Raw genomic sequence first — 22,779 nt, forward strand, 5'->3', positions numbered from 1 at the left:
CTTCAATGTCAAAGTTTTTCACTTCTGACTTTAGCGAGCACAATGAAAATATGAATGGAGGCTTAAGACGTTATCTATCCAAAAATGCAAAAATTGAACTGATGACCCAACAGGGATTAGATTTAATAGCTGATCAAATGAACCGCTGCCCGAGGAAATGTATTGGCCATAAAACGCCTAAAGAACTCTATATACAGCAGTATAAAAATGTCTGTCGCACTTGGGGCTAGAATGTACCCCTGAAATAAAAATTGTAACTTATTGATTTTGTTATGCCGTTGCGCGGAATCGAACCGCTGGCCTATTGATTACGAATTAGTGAATTATGGGTTTTAGCCACTTAGACACTTTTTGAAACTCTTTTAATATCCCTTTATTTACTTGATGTTACAGCATTATTACGTTAAAAGTTCTATTAATGGATTTTAAATAATTGTGCGACACAAGTGCGACACAGTTGCGACACATTCAAAAACAAGTGTAAAACTTAATTATGAAAATAAACAAAACAAACGTAGAAAACCTCCCTCTTCCTCAAGCAACGGAAGTAGGAAAAACGACACAAAAAAGATATTACGATGATAACCTGAAAGGCTTCGGCATATGTGTTACTTCTGGAGGGGCAAAAGCATTTTTCGTTGAAAAATTCATAAATAAGAAACGCTGCCGAATTACTTTAGGCCATTACCCGGAATTGACTGCTGAAATGGCAAAAAACAAAGCCCTGCATCTTTTAGGGCAAATCGCCATGGGCATTGATCCAGTTGCTGAGAAGAAGGCAACTGAGGTTCGAGATATAACTTTGAATCAAGTCTTTAAAGACTACCTAAAAACCAGAAAGAACTTAAAACCCAGAACTATAGATAATTACAAACACATATTAGATAAAGCCTTCACAAGCTGGAAGAGTAAACCAATGTTATCGATCACCAGAGATCGCGTAGCTAAATATCACGAAAAGCTGGGCAATGAACATGGAGAAGCCTATGCTAATCTTGCCATGAGAATCCTAAGAGCCTTATTCAATTTTGCAGCTGGCCAATATGAAGACAACAGTGGTCACTCTCTTTTCATCGATAACCCAGTAAAACGCCTGTCCCAAACACGCGCCTGGTATCGCATTGAAAGACGCAAGACCTATATAAAGTCTCATGAACTAGCCGCATGGTATGCTGGTTTACAGCAAATCCAAAACGATACATTACGAGATTATTTGTTGTTAATCTTATTAACAGGTCTACGCCGACAAGAAGCAGCGACTTTGAAATGGTCTGATCTCGACCTAAAAGCAAAATCATTCACTATCAATAAAACCAAAAACAATGAATCCCACACCCTCCCCCTTTCTGACTTTCTTTATGATCTACTGATTGCCAGAAAAGAAAAAGCAATTAATGACTATATTTTCCCGGGACCGGGTGCAGCAGGTCATATTATTGAACCACGTAAGACAATGGCACACGTGATAAAAAATTCCGGTGTTCATTTTAGAGTTATTGTCAATTCTGGTGTATGACCAAAATTTCATCAGGCGGCCTTCCTGTCTGATTGTTCAACAACCTGCACTCCGTCTTCAAACTTAACGTTGTTAACGACCAGTGTTAATAGGTTAAACCCTCTAATTTTTATCCACCGCTTCTGAGCGGATTCCATTAGCTTAAACACCATTGCTAGCGTGCTATCTCTCGAGCCACAATTACGCGATTTTTTTGTACGTAAGCGCACAGTCGCAAAAGCGGATTCTATTGGATTTGTTGTTCGAATATGAATCCAATGTTCTGCGGGAAAATCATAAAACGCAAGCAGTTCCTCTCGATCTTTACTCAAGCAACCCATTGCTTTGGGGTACTTGGCACTGAATAATTCCAATGTGTTATCGAAAGCCTTGTAAGCGTCCTTGCGAGTCGGTGCCATCCAAATGTCATGCAGCGCGTCTTTTATTTTTGGCTGCACAGATTTTGGTAATTTATTGAGAATATTGGCCGTCTTATGCACCCAGCAGCGCTGATGACGCGAGTCGGGATAGACTTTACTCAGCGCATTCCAAAAGCCCAGTGCACCATCACCAGCAGACAATTTTGGTGAATGTGTAAGACCTCTTTGTCGCAGGCTCGTGAGCAACTCCTCCCAGCTTGCCGATGACTCACGATACCCATCACTCACAGCAACCAGCTCTTTGTGACCATATTCCGTAACACCAATAATAACCAGCAAACATAAGCGGTCATCCATTCTAACCTGGCTATAGATACCATCAGCCCACCAATAAACATAACGCTTTTGACTTAAATCCTGACATTGCCAGCTCTGATGCTCTTCAAGCCATTGGCTTTTTAGCCGAGATACTGTATTTGGGGATAAGCCTTTTGCATGTTCTCCCAATAGTGAACCTAATGCTTCCGAATAATCACCCGTCGATAAGCCTTTCAAATAGAGCCAGGGGATTAATTCTTCAATGCTCTTCGTACGTCTTAAATAGGGTGGCAGTAGATTGCTATTAAATTGAATCCCTGAACCACTTCGATCCCGCACCTTGGGTACCTTGATAATGACATCACCAATGCCTGTTTGAATCGTTCTCTCCGGCAAATATCCATTGCGCACAACGGCTTGCCTGCCATCGATTAGCTTTAAATCCTCATAGTCAGAAAGCATGGCGCATAACTCTGCTTCAACCGCTTGCTTAATTAAATCACGTGCACCATTCCTTAATAATTCGGTTAATGGATCAGTGATTTTTTCAACTGGTGTAGATACTGATTTCAGATTACAATCCTTCATGGCGTATTTTCCTTTTGTTGATTATGTTCTTCCGGAACAATCAACAGGAGTTTACGCCACCTAATTTATTTTTCCATACACCAGATTCGACTATAACTCTCATTTTACTGTACATGATTTGAGGCGTACTTTTATCACCATTGCAGAAAGTCTGGATATTCCTGCTTATGCATTGAAGCGGTTAATGAACCATAAGATGAGTAATGATGTAACTGCTGGATATATTATTGTTGATGTTGAGCGCCTTAGAAAGCCAATGCAATTAATTACGGACTATATTTTAAAGTGCATGGGAGTAGTAAAATCAGCAGAAATACTCACACTAGAACAAATAAAAAAAGAACCTCGTGGATTCTTATAGAATGTACTACGCTTGATAAGGTAATGTCATTATGACCCGAGCAAAGAAACCAGATCCAATAACTGTTGAATTTTTGAATTTCATCGCTAAAGACATTCTCAATAACTCAAAAATTCTGACAACCATTAATCAAGATTTACTAACTCGCATTCAATCTTTGGTTGCAAATGTAGAGGTTTGACGTGGTCTAATAGAAGCGACCACCCCAGATAAGAGATATAATGTACCTTAACTGGAGAAAAAGATGACAAAACGAGCAAAATATTCAAAAGAATTTAAACTGGATGCGATAAGCTTGGTACTAGCGCAAGGATATGAGCGCAAGGATATGAGCGCAAGGCAGCGGCAGAAAGCCTTGGAATCAAGTATGAAATGCTATGTCGTTGGATAAAAGAAGCGAATGAGGCAGATGGTCAAGCGTTTAGAGGGCAAGGAAAACTGTCAGAAGAACAGGCGGAGATACGCCGTTTACGTGACGAAAATAAACGCCTAAAAATGGAGAAAGAAATCCTAAAAAAGGCGGCGCTCTTCTTTGCTCAAGAAACGAAATGAAGTATGAGTTTATAGCCCAACAGAAGAAGAGCTGGCCAATCGATATGATGTGTCGATTATTGGGCGTACAGCGCAATGGGTACTACAGCTACTTGCAGCGTCAAAGCAAGAAAGATAAGCGGGAGCGTGCTGAATTAATCGAGTGGATAAACAAGGTTTCAGAGGGTTCCAGGCATACCTATGGAAGCCGTCGCATTATGAAGGCTTTGAATGCTCTGGGCTACCCAATTGGCCGTAAGAAGACGCGTAGATTGATGAAAGAGGCTGGTGTATGGGTTTGTTATAGAAAGAAATATAAGGTGACGACTAACAGTAAACATAAAAAACCATTATTTAATAATGAATTAAATCGTCAGTTTACTGTATCCGCACCTAATCGAGCGTATGTATCAGACATTACTTATATTTGGACACAGGAAGGCTGGCTTTATTTGGCGGTCGTTATCGACCTGTATTCACGAAAAGTGGTGGGCTGGAGCATGAGTTCTCGCATGAAGGCCCAGTTGGTCTGTGATGCACTGAGCATGGCGATTTGGCAGCGTAAGCCTGCGAGTGGGCTGATTGTTCACTCAGATAGAGGGTTCAGTATGCCAGCAAACCCTATACTCGATTGTTGACTCAACACGGATGTACAGGGAGCATGAGCCGCAAGGGAGATTGTTGGGACAATGCCGTAGCTGAGAGCTTTTTTGGCTCCTTGAAACAAGAGTTAGTGCAGTGGAAAAACTACCAGACTCGTCTGGAGGCGCAACAGGATATTCTGAGTTATATTGCTATGCATTATAACAGCAAGCGTCTTCATTCATTCTTAGGATATGTTTCTCCCAAGCAGTATGAAAAACAAGCTAAATTGGTGTTACAAAAAATAGCTTAACTGGGTTGTAACGTTTTACTTGACCACGTCAGTTAATTTAGATGAGCCTTTGGCCAAAGATGAAAATACTTTATTTTGGACAATTGAAAATCACAGAAATACCTGACTCTAAAGATGTGAGTTTCAGTAAGTTCCATTTTAGAACTTACTGCCATGAATAAAAAAGACTTTCAGTTGTCAAGCAATCCATTACAACTAAATGAGAACTGAACTTCTCTGTACTCAACGTGAAGCATTAAAATGCTAACTCTAATAATCTTATCATTCTAAACAAAGAAAGATTTATTCTGCTCAACAAAAGAAGCGGTTTTAATTAATTGGCATTTATCTTTTAAAGTTAATATGTACTGTTCTAGAGTTTGAGGTGGTCTCCTCAGTTTTTTATAACATGATTTAACTGATGCAGCGAAACTCTCTTTATTTTTATTCGCAAGACGCAAAAATAAATCATCAGGATGACATGCTTTAATTTTAAATGTTGACAAATATTTATTAGGAAAATCTTTTAAGTTTGCTGTAATAATAAATTTTGACTTAGAAACTATAGCCGCTGCTAAGACATGCCGGTCATCAACATCTGGTAAAGTTAATTTCGCTTCCATAGTCTCATAATCCTCCACAAGACAATCTAATAAAGCATTATTCATACCTGCAACTGTTTTTTCTAATCTTTCTCTACTTAGATCAGGTCTATTTTCAAGTAGATTATCTATCCATTCATTTAACACTTTATGCGACCACTTTAATTGCAATAAATCATTAAGTGCTAACTCCATTAATAAATCTCGAATAGGTGCGGGATAAAGAATACATGCATCACAAAAGACAACTAAATGCGCCATTATTAATATCCCAGATCCAAGTCTTGGGCCTCATCCACAAGTTTTTGTAAGATTTTCTTACGCTCTTTTAAAGAGTTTTCTTTATAGGTTAATAAATCAGATTTAAAAACTCGTCTATGCCTTCCCACTTTGAAACTAGGCAATTCTTTAGCGTCAATTAATTTAACTAAAAAAGGTCTGGATACATTTAACAAATCCGCTGCCTGTTGGGTAGTTAATGTTTCTTTCTCAATCTCGCTAGGCGGTTGTCCTTTTGAAATATCATTAAGTAGATCAACTAAAGGGTTAACAATAGATACAGGTAACTCCACAGACTCATTATTTATATTTAAAAAAATTGGCCCTTTAAAATTTTGCAATAATGCCTTTTCCAAATGATTACAAGATTTCTTCGCTATTTTCTTTTCTTTTTTAGGATCAAATTCAATTGGAATATGATGTAAACTCATATAAAACCCTCGCACTAATCAATTTCTTATAATTTACATTATAGCAAATCAATCGAAATAAACGAAACATTCGAATCAAATTAATTTAGAAGAACTGCATGTTTATCAGGTCTATCCAATTTGGAACACACCGTGTACCAAATTAAAGAAACAAAAAAATATGACGTGGTCTAATAGAAGCGACCACCCCAGTTAAGAGATATAACCTTAACTGGAGAAAAAGATGTCAAAACGAGCAAAATATTCAAAAGAATTTAAACTGGAGGCGATAAGCCTGGTACTAGAGCAAGGATATGAGCGCAAGGCAGCGGCAGAAAGCCTGGGGATCAAGTATGAAATGCTATGTCGGTGGATAAAAGAAGCGAATGAGTCAGATGGTCAAGCGTTTAGAGGGCAAGGAAAACTGTCAGAAGAACAGGCGGAGATCCGCCGTTTACGTGAAGAAAATAAACGCCTAAAAATGGAGAAAGAAATCCTAAAAAAGGCGGCGCTCTTCTTTGCTCAAGAAACGAAATGAAGTATGAGTTTATAGCCCAACAGAAGAAGAGCTGGCCAATCGCTATGATGTGTCGATTATTGGGCGTACAGCGCAATGGGTACTACAGCTACTTGCAGCGTCAAAGCAAAAAAGATAAGCCGGAGCGTGCTGAATTAATCGAAGAAGGAGCAAGTCGGTTTGAAAGCGAAAATCATCCTAATAGTGAACGACTTTACAATCGAGCTGGTTTTTATCGAACTGATGATGAAGGTTTCCGTATCTATATGGTTTTATCAGAAGTGTACAGAAAGGAAATTTGCCAAGGATTTGAGCCTAAAATGCTGAATAAAGTGCTTATTAACGCAGGATGGATAGTCCCTGGGAATGATGGAAAAGCCTCTCAAAAACGAAGGATTAAAGGGATTGGTATTCCTAGATGTTATATTTTCACTGATAAAGTTTGGTCTGACGACTATTAATTGTCCCACTCGTTCCACTGTCGATTTTGATAGTGAAACATCCAAAGTCCAGTAACTACTAGAGTGTTCCACTTGTTCCACTAGTTCCACGTATTTCTAGATGCAGGTAAAAATCTATTAGGTTGTATAGGCATTAATGAAGATGATTTCTCATATTACGACTTCGTCTAATACGGACGACGCTTGCTAAAAGAATCTTGATATTTTTCTTGACAGGATACTAAGGATTTCTTACCATCCGGCCTCTGTGATTAATATATGATCATCAGGTTAATTTGTTATCATCCGACAAGTAATTTTATTTTACTTTAAATCAACAATAAGAATTCGGCTCTGTTACTCATGTTTTTATAATGAGGCTATCATGAAAGCAAAATTTTTATTGTTAGGATTCTGTTGTTTTTCTTTATTATCTATATCTGTAAGTTATGCAAAACGCGGCTACTCCTATTCTTATAAAACTCCAATATACAGTTCTTCTTATGGAAGAACACATACTGTTAAACCTTGTATAAAAAGAGATGGAACTTTTGTTAAAAGACATCGGGCTGGAAATCCTAAAGCCGGTGTTCACTGCCACAATAATGTTTGTTACTAACACTATAGTGGATGGCGCTATGTTTTTAGACAAAAAAATAATTTTGATGGTTCTTAGTATTATTATCAAACCAACTTATTCTGCAGGAATATATACTGGTAAGGACTTTATTTTGGCATGCACAGATCAAAATTACACTCAAAATCAAGACGTTTGTAATACAGCTATAACTCAAGCATTCGCAACTTATCTGGTATCCCTTGAATTATTTTCCGGAGAGAAGTTAGCCAAGTGTTATAGAAATCATTACCCATTCTTAGAAAAAAAATCCGTTAAGGATGGAGTTCAATTTTTAACTGAGCAATACAAGGAGAATCCGGAGTTAACTCCCCATCTATTGGGTTTTGGATTTTCGGTTGTAATGTATTCGAAATACCCAACCCCAAGAAAGTGCATTAAATTCAAACAATCAGGTGTATCAATATGAAAATTTTAAAAACGTTATCTCTTTTAATGGGAGTAATTTTAGCAGTATCACAACTACAAGGATGTGCTGTAGCAGCGATTGGTGCTGGCATTGGCGCTGTTAAGTACGCAAATGCAAAAAAGGCAGAGGCAAAAGAAGGTTGCCATAAAAATTATAATGAATATTTGAGGGTTGCAAAGAAACCAATACCTCTTTCTGAATACTGTTCTGAAAAATAACAGTAAAGAATCAATTAAACCAACGTCGAAACAATAGACAAACTTTTAACTTTAACCCTAGTGAAACTAAAGAGTTTTAAGGTATTTGAGTGGGTAAAGGATTAATAACTGGTGGGCTAGATGGAGATTTTTACAATTAACTGAGAGGTAGATGAATAAATGAAAAAAGCAATAGCAGTATCAATGTTAGCAATGACCATGAGTTGTCATGCTTTTAACTTAATTTCAGACACAGATGTAAATAGATTTAAAAATATGTCTAGTAATAGCATTAAACCAGATCAATTCAATAAATTGATGGCATTTTGCGATAAGACTGATTCAAATATAGAATCATGTCTAGAGAAAATAAAAGCCAAGTCATCAGATAATAAATCAATGCAATCTAATGTGACTCAAGGCCTGTGTTGTTGGAATGTATCAAATCAATATGGTGATTATCTGTACTACCAAGGAAAAGAGTATTGTATTCCTGCGTGTCACTAATATAAATATAAAAAAGGCGGCTAAAGTCGCCTTTCTATTAAGATTTACTCCACGAGCGATGCTGGCTTTAGCTCGAAAACTAGTTTTTTCCCTTAATCATTTTGATCATTGGGTTTAACATCCTTTAATTTCCTCCGTATGTTCTGCTATGTATTGCGCTCGATATAACAGTTCATCGAAAGTTATGATTTCAACATCACTTTGTCCTCTACGAAATAACTCAAAATTTTCTCGCTTTAAACGATTATTTAATTCATTAGTATTACCGATAACCAAAATTTTTCGTGGTTGAATTGTATAAATAGAGGCTTCTTCTAACAAATCCCTATTTTTAGGTACTTGAGATCCTTGTTGCTCCCAAGTCCGACCATTCACTCTCAATTGAGAGACTCCTCCTATTAAATCTTCACTAGGTAATACCACATCGTTTCTATATTCTTTTGATTCTAATAATTTAGTATTTGCTCTTTTAATTTCAACTAAAACAGTAAATTTTAGAGTCCCTTGGGTAGCACTTAAAAAATCGCCTTTATTAGCTCCAACTCCTTCAATTACGACACCACCATAGTGAGGTTGATCTGTAACTGTCTTTAAAATCCTATAATTCAGACCATAACCAAATATCCAATTATTATTTTCAAAAAAGGATTGCCAATCATGCTCACTATGATCACAAGAAAGCATTATTTTAAATTGCTCTAAAGCTGTTAGGCGCTTTTGGTAAATATGCGCTAGACTGAGTTTAGTTGCTAAATCAGGAGAGTTTTCAACTAACCTTTCCCACACTTCTTCCGAATATCCCTGCTGAATAAGTGTTTCTATAATCTCAGCTCTTTTTGATTCAACTCGCACCAATTTACTATCATTATCAAATTTGAAGGAATGTTGACCAGAGGGGACACCATTTTCTTTGTGAATAGCATACAAATTGCAAAGATGCTTAAAGAGGGAAATTGTTTCATCACTACTTAAAATCAACTTACCTATGTCTTTAGCCTTATATTCAGATAATTTTTCGGTAGGAATATCCTCAAACGTTCCTTTTTCAGCTTTTTGATGAATAATTTCAATTTTAACGCTTGCATCAGGTTGTTCTTTATTATCTACAATCGTTGGTCGAATTAATCGTCTTGTTGTTGAAGTTCTACCAAATTCAATATCCTCAATGATAGCTGAGGATGTCGAGGTAGATCTGTAACTATAAATAATCGTACTCATAATAACTCGCCAACCTTTTATAAACTATTTGAACATTTGGTTATTCGACACATATTCGACACGATTAAATTATTTAATTCAATTTTCTAATAACCCATTGATTTTAAAATGCCGCTGCGCGGAATCGAACCGCGGACCTATTGATTACGAATCAATATCACATCGATTTCAAAGACTATCAAACGAATTCATATTTTCCTCACATCCCTTTATATATATAGTAATTTATAAAATTCTGTAGCTCAATTAGTTTCATATGATATTATACCTATACAAAAATTTTGGTACCAAAATTGGTACCAAATACACATAAGGTACCAGGGATGAAATTCATAGACAGCTACATCAAAAACCTAAGACCAGAGGCTAACTGGTTCGAGAAGACTGAATCCACAGGTCTTGGCATTCGTGTCATGCCTAGCGGCAATAAGTCATGGATTTACCGATTTACTATGAATGGTAAACGTCAAAAAATGACTTTGGGCAAATATCCAGGTATTAGTCTAAAGCAAGCAAGAGAACTTCAAAACAAAGCCCAAAATTTAAAAGAGCAAGGAATAAATCCTGTCGAATTTGAGCAACAGCAGAAACTTCGCGAAGAGAATACTGTAAAAAAACTAATGCTTGCCTGGTATGAGGGATATGCTGAAAAAAATCGTAAAAAACCTCTGCAAATTAAACAACAGATTGAGATGGATATTATCCCTTTATTAGGCGATATGGAATTAGAAAAAATACAAGCTAGGGATATTACAAAAGCGCTAGATACTATTGTAAAACGTGGCGCCCCTATTCAAGCTAATCGAGTGCTAAGCTCACTTAAGCAAGCATTTAATTATGCTGTCAGTCGAGGAACCCTACAACAAAATCCTGCAGCTAATATCCGTTCTCGTGATATTGGAGGATCTGAAAAACCACGAGAACGCTATTTAAGCCTTGATGAAATTAAAATACTCTGGGACTTCTTAGATAGCGATAAAAACAAAATATCATTAAACATTAAAAACGCTCTTAAAATAATCTTACTCACAGGGGTAAGAACTGCTGAATTACGCCTTGCACGTTGGTCAGAGTTCGATTTTGACAAATCTATATGGACAATCCCAGCAGAAAACTCTAAAGGAGCAATTGTCGTTAAAATACATCTTAGCCATCACGTCAAAAAGCTATTGATCGAATTAAAAGAAACAAATAGCTCCCCTTTTGTCTTACCCAGTTTAGATGATCAAATACCGTTATCAGATAACGCCATTCCACGTGCAGTCAAACGAATCCAAAAGCGTGTTGGAATCCCAGAATGGACACCGCATGATCTGAGAAGAACATTTGCCACTCAACTTGGCGAAACATTACATGAGTTATAGTCGAAAGTGGTGTATGACAAAATAAATTAGGTGGCGTATTCTGTTGCTTGTTCTTGTCGGAACACAAATCAACAAAGGAGATACGCCATGAAGGATTGTAATCTAAAGCAGTCATCGACACCAGCGGTAGCCAAGGGCTTTGAAGACCCGTTAACGGAGGTGTTGAGACAAGGAGCAAAAGAGTTGATAAGGAAAGCGGTTGAGGCCGAACTATCAGAGATGCTCTCAGCGTACTCAGACGTGCGTTTACTGGATGGTCGTCCAGCAGTAGTCAGGAATGGTTATCTCCCCGCGAGACAGCTTCAGACGGGGATAGGAGAAGTAGAGGTTCAAGTCCCGAAGGTACGAGATCGTAGCGGTTCAGGTATTCATTTTAGCAGTCAGTTGTTGCCGCCCTACTTGAGACGGACGAAGAGCATGGAAGAACTCATTCCTTGGCTGTATTTAAAAGGGTTATCAACAGGAGATTATACAGAAGCCTTATCCGCGTTAGTTGGCGAGAGTGCGCGCGGACTGTCAGCCAATACAGTGTCGCGATTAAAAGAAAAATGGCTTGATGAACACAAAGAGTGGCAACGCCAGGATTTAAGCGACAAACGCTATGTTTATTGGTGGGCTGATGGTATTTACAGCAAGGTTCGCATGGATGACAAGGTGTGCCTTCTAGTCATCATTGGTGTTACTGAGAGCGGGGTAAAAGAGCTTGTAGCGGTTAATGATGGGTATCGAGAGTCCGCAGCGAGCTGGAGTGAGGTGCTTACTGACCTGCGCCAACGAGGCCTTCCAACGGCTCCGAAGTTAGCCGTGGGGGATGGGGCATTGGGATTCTGGAGTGCCCTTGGAGCCATTTACCCTGAAACACGGCAACAGCGGTGCTGGGTGCACAAAACAGCGAATGTATTAAACAAGCTACCCAAATCGATGCAGCCAAAGGTAAAGGCCGCTTTGCATGAGATTTGGATGGCATCGACCAAAGAAGAGGCCTATAAGGCGTTTGATAATACGGTGGAGCTTTACAGCGCTAAGTACCCAAAAGCGATGGAGTGCCTGGCCAAGGACAAAGAGGAACTGTTGGCCTTCTACGATTTTCCGGCCGAACACTGGATTCACATACGGACAACCAATCCCATTGAATCTGCCTTCGCTACAGTGCGTCTGAGGACTAATAAGTCCAGAAACTGTGGCTCCAGAGACACCACCCTGGCAATGGTCTTTAAGCTCATGGAAGTGGCTCAAAAACGATGGATTAAAATTAGAGGGTTTAACCTATTAACATTAGTTGTTAATAATGTGAAATTTGTAAACGGAGTGCAAGTTAATGAGCAGTCAAACAGAGTGGCCGCCTAATGGGCATACACCAGATTTGACAATAACTCTACATTACATGCTGATCCAGTTGTCATTGAAAAGTGTTTAGGCCACAAAATGCCAAGAATCATGGCAACATATAATAAGAATGAAATGCTACCTCAACGGAAAGAGGTTCTAGAAAAATGGTCATTATTCATTCAAGATTTGCTTGTAATGCAAGCGGACCAATCTGTAGTCTTATCAACCCCCAGAAGCGAAGAGTGCATACTGATGTAAAACGTGGAGTTAAATGGGAGAAATTAAGAAACTGGTTCAATAACCATTGCAGCTCAAACGCTCTCATTGTTACATCTTCAAGATTCAAGGCACTGGTTCACCATTTACAACCTTATCCAGCTTGAAGGTGAAGTATCAATTAGGTGAAAGAGATGGACAAAAATAGCTCAGCAAGTATAATACCAACCCGAGAATATTGGAGATTTATTTTTATGTTAGAGTTTAGAAAGGCGGCTGCAGCTAATGATTTGTCCGAATTAAAAAGATTATGGGATGTCAAAGGTGAGGATTTTAATATTGATGAACCTGGCCCGCAATCTGGCAAAACTGCTGCTCATGTTGCAGCTGAAAGAGGACATTTTGAAACCATATATTGGTTGTTGGAAAAAGGTGCAAATTTTTATTGTAAAGATAATGAAGGAAAAACAGCTATCGATTACTTGCAACAAAAAGAATTGACCTCTTCCGACCCGGAACCTATGTTAAAGAGAAGTAGGCAATATTTTCTGTGTAATGCCCATTATAAAATCTGGTTGGCGCACGATCCCGCAATTTTTATGCCTTATCTCTATCAGAATGATTTTAGAGAATATCGCGAAAAAAATCCTGCAGGCTTTCTGTCGCTGGTGTATGCTAAGTCTCTTTTAAATACTTCAGCTTTATTGGAATTATCAGAGTTTGCAGAAAAGAATCAAATTTCACTCATTTCATTTGAAAATGATCTCAAAACACTTATCGAGCAATTTGGTACAGCGACAGATAAACGATGCTACCAATTAGCCTCGTATGAGCTTAGCAAATACTCTAATCAGAACGGTGGTAATTTAGCTGTTGTATCTGATTTAATTCGGTGGAGTTCTGTTTTGCTTCGTATTGGTAGCTATGCCGATACAGATGTTGAAATTGGTCAGCACAAATGGACAGATTCAATTCCTATGGAAAAGTCTGTTGCGCTGAACTTAGGGTCTCTGATATATGATCCCAATCAGACGGTGCCATGGTTAAATGGCGATATTATTGCTGTATCTTCCCTATTCCCTCAATCGCATCAGGAAGGGCCTTTCAAAATTACACTATCAAAAGCTGCCTGCTGCTTGATTCAAAATGTTCAATTATCCTTAATATCAAGTTGCGAATACAATATGGAGAAAAGGATAAGGGCACAGCAATCTGCTTTAAATACATTGTCAAATCTATCTTCTTATCTACAGGATTATTTCAAGGCTTGCGGTACAGAAAGCAAAATTATTCAAACTTTTTCCCCTAATGAAATCATTACAATTCAGACAAATGGATTAGAGTCATTTTATAATGAACAAAGAGCATCCATTATCGAAAGAATGGCAAACTTGAAGAGAAGAGCTGTAGAAGAAGAGTTTGGTAGTCCAAAGAAGGCTCATAAATACAGTAGCGTATTGAAGGATGTAAAAAGTGATGAGCATGAAAAGTTCTTAGTGAATTATATGCGAGCCATTCAAATGACAAATATCAAAGAAAGAGTCAAGCAACTTACGGGTATCTTCGTTTTTTCTACTCCTGTATGGAGATGTATTGGAAATGACAATTGGAAAATGTACTCAATCTATTCTAATGAAGCGGTTAAATCCGCATTTCGCTCGAGGAATACAGTCCAATTCGATACGCTTAACTCTGAAAATGAACGAGTTCTTAAAAAATCCAAATGTGCCGATCTAAGTTTTACCTTTTTTGGAATGGCGGATGTACTACGGCGCTCTGAAGCCTTGAAGGCGGAGCATCAGAAAGAGAAAGGTCCGGAAATAACGATGTAGATAAAATACGCAATGAAAATGGGTGTGGCCAACGCCCATTTTAGCTGTATATGTAAGATTTCTTTTTTAGTATAAAATCTCATCTAGTTAAACTAATAATAAGTAAGTCTGCTGAGCGAGTTCTGATTGTTCTTTTTAGCGGGAACAAAAATCTGCAAAGAAAATTCGTTATTAGTGATTCTAGCCTAAAGCTTATATCCGCGCTAGAAAATAAGACAGGACTTAATACTGGAAGGTAATTGGACGCAAAAGAAAAAACTTTAACCAGGATTCAACTTACAGCATTCAAGGTATTTACATGAATTAGCATTTACACTACTACAATTTACACAATTGTCTAAAGCAGCCACTGGCCACTTCAGACAATGAAAATGAGGTCTATCTGACATATTGGTTAATCCAATTATCAATCACTTCTTTATGCCAAGCTAAAGTTCTGCCATGTAATTTTACTGGCTTGGGAAACTTTCCTTCACTCCACCAGCGCCGTAAGGTCAATCGGTCCTTGCCGATAATAACTTCGAGATCGTTGATAAATAATATTTGTTGTGTAAATACTTCATTAACTGCTTGCATTATTACTCTCCCAATTCCTTATCATTTAAGCTGCAAACGCGCCTTCCATTCACCTTTGAACTCCATATCGATTACGATAATAAATAGCTTTAGGAGATCCAATTCAACCTTTCTTTCCTTCGGCAAACGCTCGTGTTCATAAATTAACCGCAGATGAGCGACTGAACAGTTAGATAAATTGGCAATTCGTTGCAGGGAATAATTGGTAGAATCTAACAAATATTGAATAATGCCTTTATAAATGGTGACTTTTTGATCATGAAACATACAACATACTCCTGTAAAACATAGTACCAGGGTCCAATTCGCACAAAAGTAACATTCGATATCACTTATCGAAACTTATATTAATACAATATTAATTTTATTATCAATATGTAAATTCAAGAAATTTAAATTAATATACAATATGATATTGAATGATATCGTTTTATATGATAATTTTTTTACGATGTTATGGTTACAAGGATAATTTATGAGTAAAGGACCCTATCAATCGTTCGCAAATCGATTAATCCATACTCTCAAAGACAAAGGACATACTGCTTCGCGATCGCCTAATGGGATCTGTATTAAGACCTTAGCAGAGTTCACTGGCGCATCTGAACAAATTTGCCGTCGTTATATACGAGGTGATGCTCTGCCAGATTATGAAAAAGTAAAACAACTGGCACAACATCTTCAAATAAACCCAGGCTGGTTGCTCTTTGGTGAAGAAGAATATACTGAACCTAGGAAAAGCGAAATCGATGAAGCTCTACTTCATTACATCTTGAAGCAGAGTCATCACTTGTACCCTGTTTCTCATGGGAGTAATGACGATTATGCCGACTTTGTGTTAGGATTAATCAAAGAAGTACGTGCAATCGACACATCGGAAAATAATTTACTAAAAATCATTGACTTGGCTATTGGATCAATTTCTTCCTATGAGGAAAAAAGAAAACAGAAAAGTCATGCAGTTTAAGAAGTTTGTAAATATGGATGTAACAGCTGTTGAAGTAAATCTTCACCCAAAAGCCAAAGAATTTCTCTTTGAGCATTTCTTCACAATGCGTCAAGTATTCTCTAATGTGATTGGGCTACTTGAAACAGACTATATATCTATTGCTCTTATCAACCTATCAGGCCAAATCTTTTTCCTCTCTTCTAAACCTTCTATAGAGCAAAATTTAATTGAGAAACAGCTTTGGTTATTTGATGGCTGCTATCAACCAAGCTTCATTACCCAAGAGCAGCCAAAATTATGGAGTGAATTCTCTCATTTGGACTATACAGAGGAAATTAAAAAGTACAGACAAATGGAGCCAGGATTCGTTACAGGCATTTCCATCCCCACTCAATATGAATCTTATAGAGCAATCTTTTCATTCGGGCTAAAACGGATAAATCCTCATATTCAAACGAAGAGCTCACTTCACTGTGAAAAACTGTTAGCCATGGGTAAGTTTGCATTAAAGCAGATGCAAGAATACCTGGTTTTTCCAGACAAACTTGCGAAGACCAAGCCCACCCTTACACTCATCATTAACAATCAGGAAACCTATGAACACACTACTGGATAAAGAAGATCCTATTTTAAGGCAAACAGCCGAAGCGATCGATATATCAGAGTTTGGAAGTAGCTGGCTTAAAGAATTAGCGCAAACACTGATTGATATCATGGCAGAAAAAGCTGCTGTTGGGGTTGCTGCACCGCAAATTGGAGTTAGTAAGCGCATTATCGTTTTTGGTACAAATTATACTAAGAGCAGAAAACCGGAATACCCTATTCCTGACACAGTGCTAATCAATCCATCGCTTAAAGTATTATCAGAGGAAATCCAAACAGGTTTTGAAGGTTGTCTGAATTGTGGTGAATTAATGGGTGAAGTACCTCGCGCTATGGAAATCGAATATTCAGGTTTCGATATTGAGGGAAATGCACTTACTAAAAAAGCTACAGGTTTAGAAGCTCGAATCCTGCAGCATGAAATTGATCATCTAAATGGATTTTTATTTGTAGACCGAATAAAAGACAAAGAATCACTAACAACCCGTTCGGCGCTGTTAAATAAAGGATAATCGCATGAAGCATCAAACTAGAATCATACTCGCAGGAACATTAGGCAATCTAATTGAATCATTTGATATGGCTATTTGCGGTCTACTCTCTGTTTACATTGCGAAATATCTGATTGGTGATGCAACTAAAGGTTTGATTCTAGTCTTTCTAACATTTTTTGCCGGATATCTCGCTAGACCCATTGGGGCTATGATCATGGGATTACTATCCGATATTTATGGTAGAAAAATTATCCTGGCAGCCTCGATCCTCTCAATGGGAGTATCTACAGCCCTTATCGGATTCATCCCTACGCATAGCTCCATAGGGACATTTTCTGTTATTGCTTTATTAGCACTGAGGATCATCCAGAGCTTCTCTTGTGGTGCAGAATATCTAAATTCCTCCGCTTATCTTATTGAAAATGCTGAAACATCAAGAAAAGGTTATTCAGGAAGCTGGGCTTCTTTTGGTGCTATGTCAGGATTGTTGGTAGCCTCGCTGATAGCACTAATGGTAACTTATTTTACTACTTACTGCCCTGAGCTCGATTGGCTAATCTGGCGTGTGCCTTTTGTTCTTGCCCTGTTAGGCTCATCCATTGGCTTGTACATTCGGTTATGCATTCCTGAGAGTATGGAATACATAATGTACTATGCAGACAGACCTAAACCTAAATTTAATTCCCTTCTTGCAGAGTCTGCCAATTATATTAAAAATCATAAAATGCAATGTTTTTATGTATTTGTTCTGAGTTGCCTGGGCGTGACTACTACCTTTCAGATCTATATTTATGGACCTATGCAAGCTCATTTATATAGTAGTTTTCAAGACTATGAGATTCTTACTTCCAACATTATATCGTTAATAGTTTTACTTAGCATATTCCCTATTATTGGAAAGCTTTCTGATAGAGTGAATAGAGAAACAATTGTCGTTGTTGCCAGCCTAGGCTTTATGATCTTGTCTCAACCGTTTTTCAACTCGTTATCACAAGATGTTTTTTATCGATTCATTTTAAGTCAAGCCTTAATTGCGATTCCGGCTGGAGCCTATTATGCAACCGTCCCTGTCATGCTAGCGGAGATGTTTCCTATTAAGCTACGTTGTACCGTTTTATCGATACTTTATTCCATAGCAGCAAGTTTATCGGCAGGACTGGCTCCATTAATTTCTCTACTACTTGTAAAGAAAACAAGTATAGCAGCTTCACCATCTATTTTGGTTTTTATACTCATCACTATTATTTTTATGATAATGATTTACAGACGTACTAAAGAAAAAGTTAAATATTCAGCAACAGCTTAATAGCATGCTTTGGCCTACCAATCGGAAACATTATTATTTACTATATGCAGTTACATACAATCTATTTAAACCCATCTATGCTGCGCTCATCTGAGCGCATAGATAGATGACTGAAAAAACCGTTTACGCTTCAGTTATGGGTAAGACCAATATCAGAGATATATTAGCTAAAACGCAAATAAAAATGACTCAGAGAATTAGCTATTTTTTTGAAATATGGTTCTTTCCAAATATTAAGAGTGCAAAAAAATATGATTAGTATTTTCATCACATTAGCAGCATTTTTACTTGCATTTTTTGCGTTAGTGGATCCTATTATTAAATTTAGGCTGAATATGGGTTGGTTACCCATGCGCAGGATTTTATGGATATTAATCATCCTTGGCTTAATAGCTATACTAGACCATCCTTTTAGAAAAATATTTCTTACTGAATCTGGTCTTTTAGACGGCACTGCAGGCTACTACAATATGACTTCAGATAATAGATTCCAGTCATTTTTCTACGAAATCGTCCTATTAATCTGGAATTATGCATTAGTAGCAATAAGTATTTATCTGTTTTATAAACTCATACAACCTGTAAAATTTTCTGTTAAAAATGCAAGCAGATTTCTTCATGAATGTAATCGTATTATATCAGACGGAATAGAGGAAAATATTAGGAGGCTTACTTCAGAAATTGCTCCAAGTATTCCGCCAATATTTAATACAGCAATGCAAGATATATCTGGTGTGCAAAATGACGCATTGGCTTTATTAGAATTATTCTCTGACGAAAAGTTTTGTAAACACATAGTTAATCACAACCCGATAACTTTTTCTATTATTTTTGAAGAAGTAATCAGTCATTGTTCGAGCTTATATCCCATAGGAACAACATTAGTTAATAAACTTATTTTACTAATGTTTTCTGAACCGGAGTCTCAATTAAATCGTGAAGAGCGTTATGGAGGAGGGTTGGGAAAGTTTGGTACGTTCAAAAAACTGCTTTTTGGAAACATAAAATTTTTACGAAGTGAATTTCGACCACTGTCAAAACCGTTTTTTAATCAATTTTTTCTTACTCATCAAGGTATCAATAAATATTCTGAGGTCCTTGAATATGTAATGGAACTCTGTTTAATAGAAGGAGTAAACGAACCAGATATAGTTCACTCTGCTTTGAAGGTCATTAAAAATAACATCGATCACAACATAATTAAATTGACCGATATCTCCAGCACAGAAATACACTTGTCAGAACCTTATAATATCATTCAGAGTTGCTCGTTTACTATAGATATTTTCGTTCACTTTCTCCAGCAGAATGGTTCAAAATTTCCTCCTGCACCCAATATAGAAAATGAAGATTATTCATATTTTAAAAATGATCGCAACATTCATGGAGCAATAGCTAATGGCATCTATAGTGTTATAGAACAATTATCTAGGATGGATTATTTTTTTGAAAATATACGCATTCTACTTGTTCATATCTTTATCATTTCAATGAATATCAACCCAACCATAGAAGCATTACGTACCCGCCTAATAACATTATTAAATAACAAAATTGAAGCCAACCTCATTAAAGCCTATTACCCTGCAGTCACCGCTGCTTTAATCTATTCTTTTGGCCTATGCGAACCAGAACAAGCAACAGATGAAATCCATAAGAAATTATTGGTCCAATTGAAAAAAAATTATTTACGGCTCCACATGTCACGTCCAATAATTGCTTTGGATATGCTACCCAAGGATACTGAGTTAAATGAAAAATCCAGAAAACTAATAAGAAAACATCCTATTGAGTGGATTCGTGATAATAAAGTTCAAGAATTACGATTAGATAAGATAGCTAAATCCTCCTCAAGTAAATAGAAATATTTAAGAGATAGATTCGCCGTTTCACCAGGCTAATGATGAATAATCAGAATTTTATAAGAGACATACAGTATAGAAATTTCATTAAATAATAATTTATTGATGTGAACTACTAAAGCTCAGGGCAGTTCCCAAAACCGACTCATTTGTTGAGATTTGCTGTTGATGTTTATATCTTGCATGCCTAAGAAAATGCTATTATTCGGCATCTGACATATGATTCGATGCAAATGTCTAAGCAGGCAATGAAGAGAAAAGTAGTTATTCAAGATAAAGAATTTGACTCACTTGAGAGTGCTGCTAAAGCATTTGGTAAATCCCGAAACACAGTAAATTATCGTCTTTCAAAAGGTTGGACTCCTGAGCAAGCTCTAGGACTTGAACCTCCTCCAGATTTTGCATCTAAAACCACTGGTATTTCTGTTCAAGTGGAAGGGTTAGAGTTTAAAACTCTAAAAGATGCAGCAAAATACTATAATCGAGCTTATACACACGTTATTGAAATGGTAAAGAAAGGATGTTCAATTGAACAATCTCTTGGTTTGGTTAAAAGAATTGGCACCTTACAGTTAGAAAATCCAAAATTATCACAACAATGGCACCCACATAAAAATTTACCTTTAAAACCTCAAGATGTTTCATCTGGATCAGGAATAAAAGTCTGGTGGTTATGTCCAAATAACCATGAATGGGAAGCTGTCATCAATAGCCGGAATCGTGGATGCGGCTGTCCTTACTGTGCTGGCCAAAAACCAACAAGGGATAGAAATTTTGCTACTGAATACCCTGAGTTATTGAAAGAGTTTGACTTAATTAAAAACAAAAATCTTAAACCGGAAAACCTTACTCCCAGAGCGAAGCAAAAAGTATGGTGGAAATGCCTAAAGGGTCATTCTTGGCAAGCTACAATTACAAACCGAACAAGAAAACAATACAACAATTCTTGTCCTTACTGTACAAATCGCAAGATATGTAATGACAACAGTCTTGCTCAACTTCGCCCTGATATTGCTCAAGATTGGCATCCTAGTAAGAACCAGCCATTAACGCCTCATGATGTTATTGCCGGCGGTGGAACAAAGGTCTGGTGGACTTGCAAGCATGGCCATGACTGGCAAGCAACAGTAGGAACTAGAGTTCACAATGGCACTGGTTGCTCGAAGTGCGCACTTCAAACATCAAGAATCGAGATTGCTGTCTACACTGAAATAAAAGCATTGTTTCCTAATGTTTCTTGGCGTGAAAAAATTGAAAAATACGAATGTGACATATTTCTTCCTGATAAAAAGATTGGGATAGAAATTGACGGTGTTTACTGGCATAAGCTAAGATCAAACATTGATTCCATCAAGCAAAAATTGTTTGAAGAACAAGGTATTCAGTTATTTCGCTTAAGAGAAGAGGGACTATCGTTATTAAGTGCTCGAGATATCTCTTTTAAATGGTCAGGCAATACTTTTCCAATTATTTCTAGTCTCATTAACCAAATCATTAAGTTTACTGATTTTTCCGATTCAGAGCGCGAAAGGCTACAGGATTATATTAATAATGGCTTACTTATTAATAACACTTTATATAGGGAAATAGTTTCCCAGCTTCCTGCTCCACCATATGAGCTTTCATTAGCTGCTAAAAAACCAGAGCTTGCAAAAGAATGGGCTTATGATTTGAATGCTCCATTGTCTCCTGAACATTTTAGCCCTGCGGCAAATAAAAATGTCTGGTGGAGATGTGAGAAAGGTCATACTTGGGAAACTTCACTAAATAATCGCTCATGCCAAACCACTGGTTGCCCTCATTGTCCTCGTATTGTTCCGAACAAAGCGACCACTGAGTGGAATTTTGCAAAAATAACCCCTCAGCTCGTTAACGAGTGGCATCATGAAAAAAATGGAGGAGTTCTTCCCGAAGAAATAACTCCAAACATGAATATTAAAGTTTGGTGGAAATGTAACGATGGTCATGAATGGCAAGCAGCACCTCACAGTAGAACACGTGGGACGGGTTGTCCATTTTGTTATGGCCGGTATGCTTCAAAAACAAATAACCTAGCTGTTTCTTACCCTGAACTGTTGGCCGAATGGGATTACGAATTGAATAAAGGATTAAATCCATCTGACTTTACTCCGCATGTAGGCAAGATAGTATGGTGGAAATGCAAAGAAAACCACACTTGGCAGGCTACGATTTATAATCGAACGAAAAATAAGTCGGGATGCCCCACCTGTGCGCGTAGAAATTCTCGAAAATATTCAATAGACTATTTCCACCAATTCGCCAGCAGACATGGTGGTATATGCTTAACAACAGAGTATTTGAACGGTAAATCCAAAATTATAATGATTTGTAAGAATGGCCATCAATGGGAATCTCGTGCCGATAAGATATTATATAAGGAAAAGTGGTGTAGCCGCTGCAGTAAGGGTTAGTTATTATTCATAAAACTACAATTATCGAGTTGAATCAACAAGTATTACCAGTT

19 protein-coding genes and 6 pseudogenes are annotated in these 22,779 nt (G+C 37.4%); 19 read left to right on the forward strand and 6 right to left on the reverse strand.

Annotation, left to right across the window (positions count from 1 at the left end):
* Window positions 1–41 precede the first annotated feature (41 nt).
* Together DYH42_RS09590 and DYH42_RS09595 are read left to right on the forward strand one after the other, a co-directional pair.
* A pseudogene (locus DYH42_RS09590) lies at window positions 42–230 on the forward strand (IS30 family transposase); the annotation flags it as partial.
* A 263-nt stretch (window positions 231–493) separates the two neighbouring features.
* Window positions 494–1,495, forward strand: a pseudogene (locus DYH42_RS09595) (tyrosine-type recombinase/integrase); the annotation flags it as partial.
* 32 nt (window positions 1,496–1,527) lie between these two features.
* Here the strand turns inward: DYH42_RS09595 and DYH42_RS09600 are convergent.
* Window positions 1,528–2,781 carry an IS256 family transposase gene (locus DYH42_RS09600; RefSeq protein ID WP_115317039.1) on the reverse strand — a complete coding sequence of 418 codons (1,254 nt, stop codon included), beginning with the start codon at window positions 2,779–2,781 and terminating at the stop codon, window positions 1,528–1,530.
* Window positions 2,782–2,881: 100 nt separating this feature from the next.
* Here DYH42_RS09600 and DYH42_RS09605 point away from each other — a divergent pair.
* From DYH42_RS09605 to DYH42_RS09615, 3 genes and pseudogenes are all read left to right on the forward strand, one after another.
* Window positions 2,882–3,142 (forward strand): annotated as a pseudogene (locus DYH42_RS09605) (integrase); the annotation flags it as partial.
* A 31-nt stretch (window positions 3,143–3,173) separates the two neighbouring features.
* Window positions 3,174–3,323: a type II toxin-antitoxin system PrlF family antitoxin gene (locus DYH42_RS09610; RefSeq protein ID WP_115317041.1), complete on the forward strand. Its 150-nt coding sequence runs from the start codon at window positions 3,174–3,176 to the stop codon at window positions 3,321–3,323.
* A gap of 63 nt (window positions 3,324–3,386) precedes the next feature.
* Window positions 3,387–4,568, forward strand: a pseudogene (locus DYH42_RS09615) (IS3 family transposase).
* A gap of 266 nt (window positions 4,569–4,834) precedes the next feature.
* Here DYH42_RS09615 and DYH42_RS09620 read toward each other — a convergent pair.
* Window positions 4,835–5,410 (reverse strand): PIN domain-containing protein, encoded by a 576-nt coding sequence (locus DYH42_RS09620; RefSeq protein WP_040146624.1) that lies wholly within the window; start codon window positions 5,408–5,410, stop codon window positions 4,835–4,837.
* A 2-nt stretch (window positions 5,411–5,412) separates the two neighbouring features.
* Complete coding sequence (locus DYH42_RS09625) at window positions 5,413–5,859, reverse strand: helix-turn-helix domain-containing protein (RefSeq protein WP_042637187.1); 447 nt, start codon at window positions 5,857–5,859, stop codon at window positions 5,413–5,415.
* 223 nt (window positions 5,860–6,082) lie between these two features.
* Between DYH42_RS09625 and DYH42_RS09630 the strand changes: the two are divergent.
* The 4 genes and pseudogenes from DYH42_RS09630 to DYH42_RS09650 form a co-directional block, all read left to right on the forward strand.
* A pseudogene (locus DYH42_RS09630) lies at window positions 6,083–6,480 on the forward strand (transposase); the annotation flags it as partial.
* A gap of 857 nt (window positions 6,481–7,337) precedes the next feature.
* Window positions 7,338–7,841 (forward strand): hypothetical protein, encoded by a 504-nt coding sequence (locus DYH42_RS09640; protein WP_058523928.1) that lies wholly within the window; start codon window positions 7,338–7,340, stop codon window positions 7,839–7,841.
* Window positions 7,838–8,059, forward strand: coding sequence for a hypothetical protein (locus tag DYH42_RS09645; RefSeq protein WP_011946179.1), 222 nt, complete (start codon window positions 7,838–7,840; stop codon window positions 8,057–8,059). Before DYH42_RS09640 ends, DYH42_RS09645 begins: the two co-directional genes overlap by 4 nt.
* A gap of 159 nt (window positions 8,060–8,218) precedes the next feature.
* On the forward strand, window positions 8,219–8,545 hold the full coding sequence (locus DYH42_RS09650) for a hypothetical protein (protein WP_058523927.1): 327 nt from the start codon (window positions 8,219–8,221) through the stop codon (window positions 8,543–8,545).
* 114 nt (window positions 8,546–8,659) lie between these two features.
* Here the strand turns inward: DYH42_RS09650 and DYH42_RS09655 are convergent, their stop codons facing one another.
* Complete coding sequence (locus DYH42_RS09655; RefSeq protein ID WP_058523926.1) at window positions 8,660–9,763, reverse strand: Shedu immune nuclease family protein; 1,104 nt, start codon at window positions 9,761–9,763, stop codon at window positions 8,660–8,662.
* A gap of 323 nt (window positions 9,764–10,086) precedes the next feature.
* Here DYH42_RS09655 and DYH42_RS09660 point away from each other — a divergent pair, with 323 nt between their 5' ends.
* The 4 genes and pseudogenes from DYH42_RS09660 (at window position 10,087) to DYH42_RS09675 (ending at window position 14,504) form a co-directional block, all read left to right on the forward strand.
* On the forward strand, window positions 10,087–11,127 hold the full coding sequence (locus DYH42_RS09660; RefSeq protein ID WP_058523925.1) for a tyrosine-type recombinase/integrase: 1,041 nt from the start codon (window positions 10,087–10,089) through the stop codon (window positions 11,125–11,127).
* A gap of 87 nt (window positions 11,128–11,214) precedes the next feature.
* Window positions 11,215–12,474: an IS256 family transposase gene (locus tag DYH42_RS09665; protein ID WP_115316897.1), complete on the forward strand. Its 1,260-nt coding sequence runs from the start codon at window positions 11,215–11,217 to the stop codon at window positions 12,472–12,474.
* Window positions 12,475–12,504: 30 nt separating this feature from the next.
* Window positions 12,505–12,714 (forward strand): annotated as a pseudogene (locus tag DYH42_RS16790) (site-specific integrase); the annotation flags it as partial.
* 152 nt (window positions 12,715–12,866) lie between these two features.
* Window positions 12,867–14,504, forward strand: a complete 1,638-nt coding sequence (locus tag DYH42_RS09675; RefSeq protein WP_083503038.1) for a glycosyltransferase family 88 protein — start codon at window positions 12,867–12,869, stop codon at window positions 14,502–14,504.
* Window positions 14,505–14,882: 378 nt separating this feature from the next.
* On the opposite strand, the gene DYH42_RS09680 is transcribed toward DYH42_RS09675, so the two are convergent.
* The gene (locus DYH42_RS09680) at window positions 14,883–15,080 is read right to left on the reverse strand and encodes a helix-turn-helix transcriptional regulator (protein WP_058522380.1); all 198 of its coding nucleotides are present in this window, start codon (window positions 15,078–15,080) and stop codon (window positions 14,883–14,885) included.
* 21 nt (window positions 15,081–15,101) lie between these two features.
* Window positions 15,102–15,347 carry a hypothetical protein gene (locus DYH42_RS09685; protein WP_058522379.1) on the reverse strand — a complete coding sequence of 82 codons (246 nt, stop codon included), beginning with the start codon at window positions 15,345–15,347 and terminating at the stop codon, window positions 15,102–15,104.
* Window positions 15,348–15,555: 208 nt separating this feature from the next.
* On the opposite strand from DYH42_RS09685, the gene DYH42_RS09690 reads away from it, so the two are divergent.
* From DYH42_RS09690 to DYH42_RS09715, 6 genes are all read left to right on the forward strand, one after another.
* On the forward strand, window positions 15,556–16,047 hold the full coding sequence (locus tag DYH42_RS09690) for a helix-turn-helix domain-containing protein (protein ID WP_058522378.1): 492 nt from the start codon (window positions 15,556–15,558) through the stop codon (window positions 16,045–16,047).
* Window positions 16,037–16,645 carry a flagellar biosynthesis protein FlgJ gene (locus DYH42_RS09695; RefSeq protein WP_172465006.1) on the forward strand — a complete coding sequence of 203 codons (609 nt, stop codon included), beginning with the start codon at window positions 16,037–16,039 and terminating at the stop codon, window positions 16,643–16,645. Before DYH42_RS09690 ends, DYH42_RS09695 begins: the two co-directional genes overlap by 11 nt.
* The gene (gene def, locus DYH42_RS09700) at window positions 16,626–17,144 is read left to right on the forward strand and encodes a peptide deformylase (RefSeq protein ID WP_058522377.1); all 519 of its coding nucleotides are present in this window, start codon (window positions 16,626–16,628) and stop codon (window positions 17,142–17,144) included. The genes DYH42_RS09695 and def overlap by 20 nt, the downstream gene beginning before the upstream one ends.
* A 4-nt stretch (window positions 17,145–17,148) precedes the next feature.
* Window positions 17,149–18,432 (forward strand): MFS transporter, encoded by a 1,284-nt coding sequence (locus DYH42_RS09705; RefSeq protein ID WP_058522376.1) that lies wholly within the window; start codon window positions 17,149–17,151, stop codon window positions 18,430–18,432.
* A 251-nt stretch (window positions 18,433–18,683) separates the two neighbouring features.
* Window positions 18,684–20,294, forward strand: a complete 1,611-nt coding sequence (locus DYH42_RS09710; RefSeq protein ID WP_058522375.1) for a hypothetical protein — start codon at window positions 18,684–18,686, stop codon at window positions 20,292–20,294.
* 233 nt (window positions 20,295–20,527) lie between these two features.
* On the forward strand, window positions 20,528–22,726 hold the full coding sequence (locus DYH42_RS09715; RefSeq protein ID WP_058522374.1) for a zinc-ribbon domain-containing protein: 2,199 nt from the start codon (window positions 20,528–20,530) through the stop codon (window positions 22,724–22,726).
* Window positions 22,727–22,779: the final 53 nt, after the last annotated feature.

The organism is Legionella birminghamensis, from assembly GCF_900452515.1.
GTDB lineage: Bacteria > Pseudomonadota > Gammaproteobacteria > Legionellales > Legionellaceae > Legionella_C > Legionella_C birminghamensis.

Bases quoted from the DNA above. Each gene is read 5' to 3' on its own strand.
- DYH42_RS09600 (WP_115317039.1), bottom strand. From the start codon at position 2,781: ATGAAGGATTGTAATCTGAAATCAGTATCTACACCAGTTGAAAAAATC.
- DYH42_RS09610 (WP_115317041.1), top strand. From the start codon at position 3,174: ATGACCCGAGCAAAGAAACCAGATCCAATAACTGTTGAATTTTTGAAT.
- DYH42_RS09620 (WP_040146624.1), bottom strand. From the start codon at position 5,410: ATGGCGCATTTAGTTGTCTTTTGTGATGCATGTATTCTTTATCCCGCA.
- DYH42_RS09625 (WP_042637187.1), bottom strand. From the start codon at position 5,859: ATGAGTTTACATCATATTCCAATTGAATTTGATCCTAAAAAAGAAAAG.
- DYH42_RS09640 (WP_058523928.1), top strand. From the start codon at position 7,338: ATGGAACTTTTGTTAAAAGACATCGGGCTGGAAATCCTAAAGCCGGTG.
- DYH42_RS09645 (WP_011946179.1), top strand. From the start codon at position 7,838: ATGAAAATTTTAAAAACGTTATCTCTTTTAATGGGAGTAATTTTAGCA.
- DYH42_RS09650 (WP_058523927.1), top strand. From the start codon at position 8,219: ATGAAAAAAGCAATAGCAGTATCAATGTTAGCAATGACCATGAGTTGT.
- DYH42_RS09655 (WP_058523926.1), bottom strand. From the start codon at position 9,763: ATGAGTACGATTATTTATAGTTACAGATCTACCTCGACATCCTCAGCT.
- DYH42_RS09660 (WP_058523925.1), top strand. From the start codon at position 10,087: ATGAAATTCATAGACAGCTACATCAAAAACCTAAGACCAGAGGCTAAC.
- DYH42_RS09665 (WP_115316897.1), top strand. From the start codon at position 11,215: ATGAAGGATTGTAATCTAAAGCAGTCATCGACACCAGCGGTAGCCAAG.
- DYH42_RS09675 (WP_083503038.1), top strand. From the start codon at position 12,867: ATGGACAAAAATAGCTCAGCAAGTATAATACCAACCCGAGAATATTGG.
- DYH42_RS09680 (WP_058522380.1), bottom strand. From the start codon at position 15,080: ATGCAAGCAGTTAATGAAGTATTTACACAACAAATATTATTTATCAAC.
- DYH42_RS09685 (WP_058522379.1), bottom strand. From the start codon at position 15,347: ATGTTTCATGATCAAAAAGTCACCATTTATAAAGGCATTATTCAATAT.
- DYH42_RS09690 (WP_058522378.1), top strand. From the start codon at position 15,556: ATGAGTAAAGGACCCTATCAATCGTTCGCAAATCGATTAATCCATACT.
- DYH42_RS09695 (WP_172465006.1), top strand. From the start codon at position 16,037: ATGCAGTTTAAGAAGTTTGTAAATATGGATGTAACAGCTGTTGAAGTA.
- def (WP_058522377.1), top strand. From the start codon at position 16,626: ATGAACACACTACTGGATAAAGAAGATCCTATTTTAAGGCAAACAGCC.
- DYH42_RS09705 (WP_058522376.1), top strand. From the start codon at position 17,149: ATGAAGCATCAAACTAGAATCATACTCGCAGGAACATTAGGCAATCTA.
- DYH42_RS09710 (WP_058522375.1), top strand. From the start codon at position 18,684: ATGATTAGTATTTTCATCACATTAGCAGCATTTTTACTTGCATTTTTT.
- DYH42_RS09715 (WP_058522374.1), top strand. From the start codon at position 20,528: ATGTCTAAGCAGGCAATGAAGAGAAAAGTAGTTATTCAAGATAAAGAA.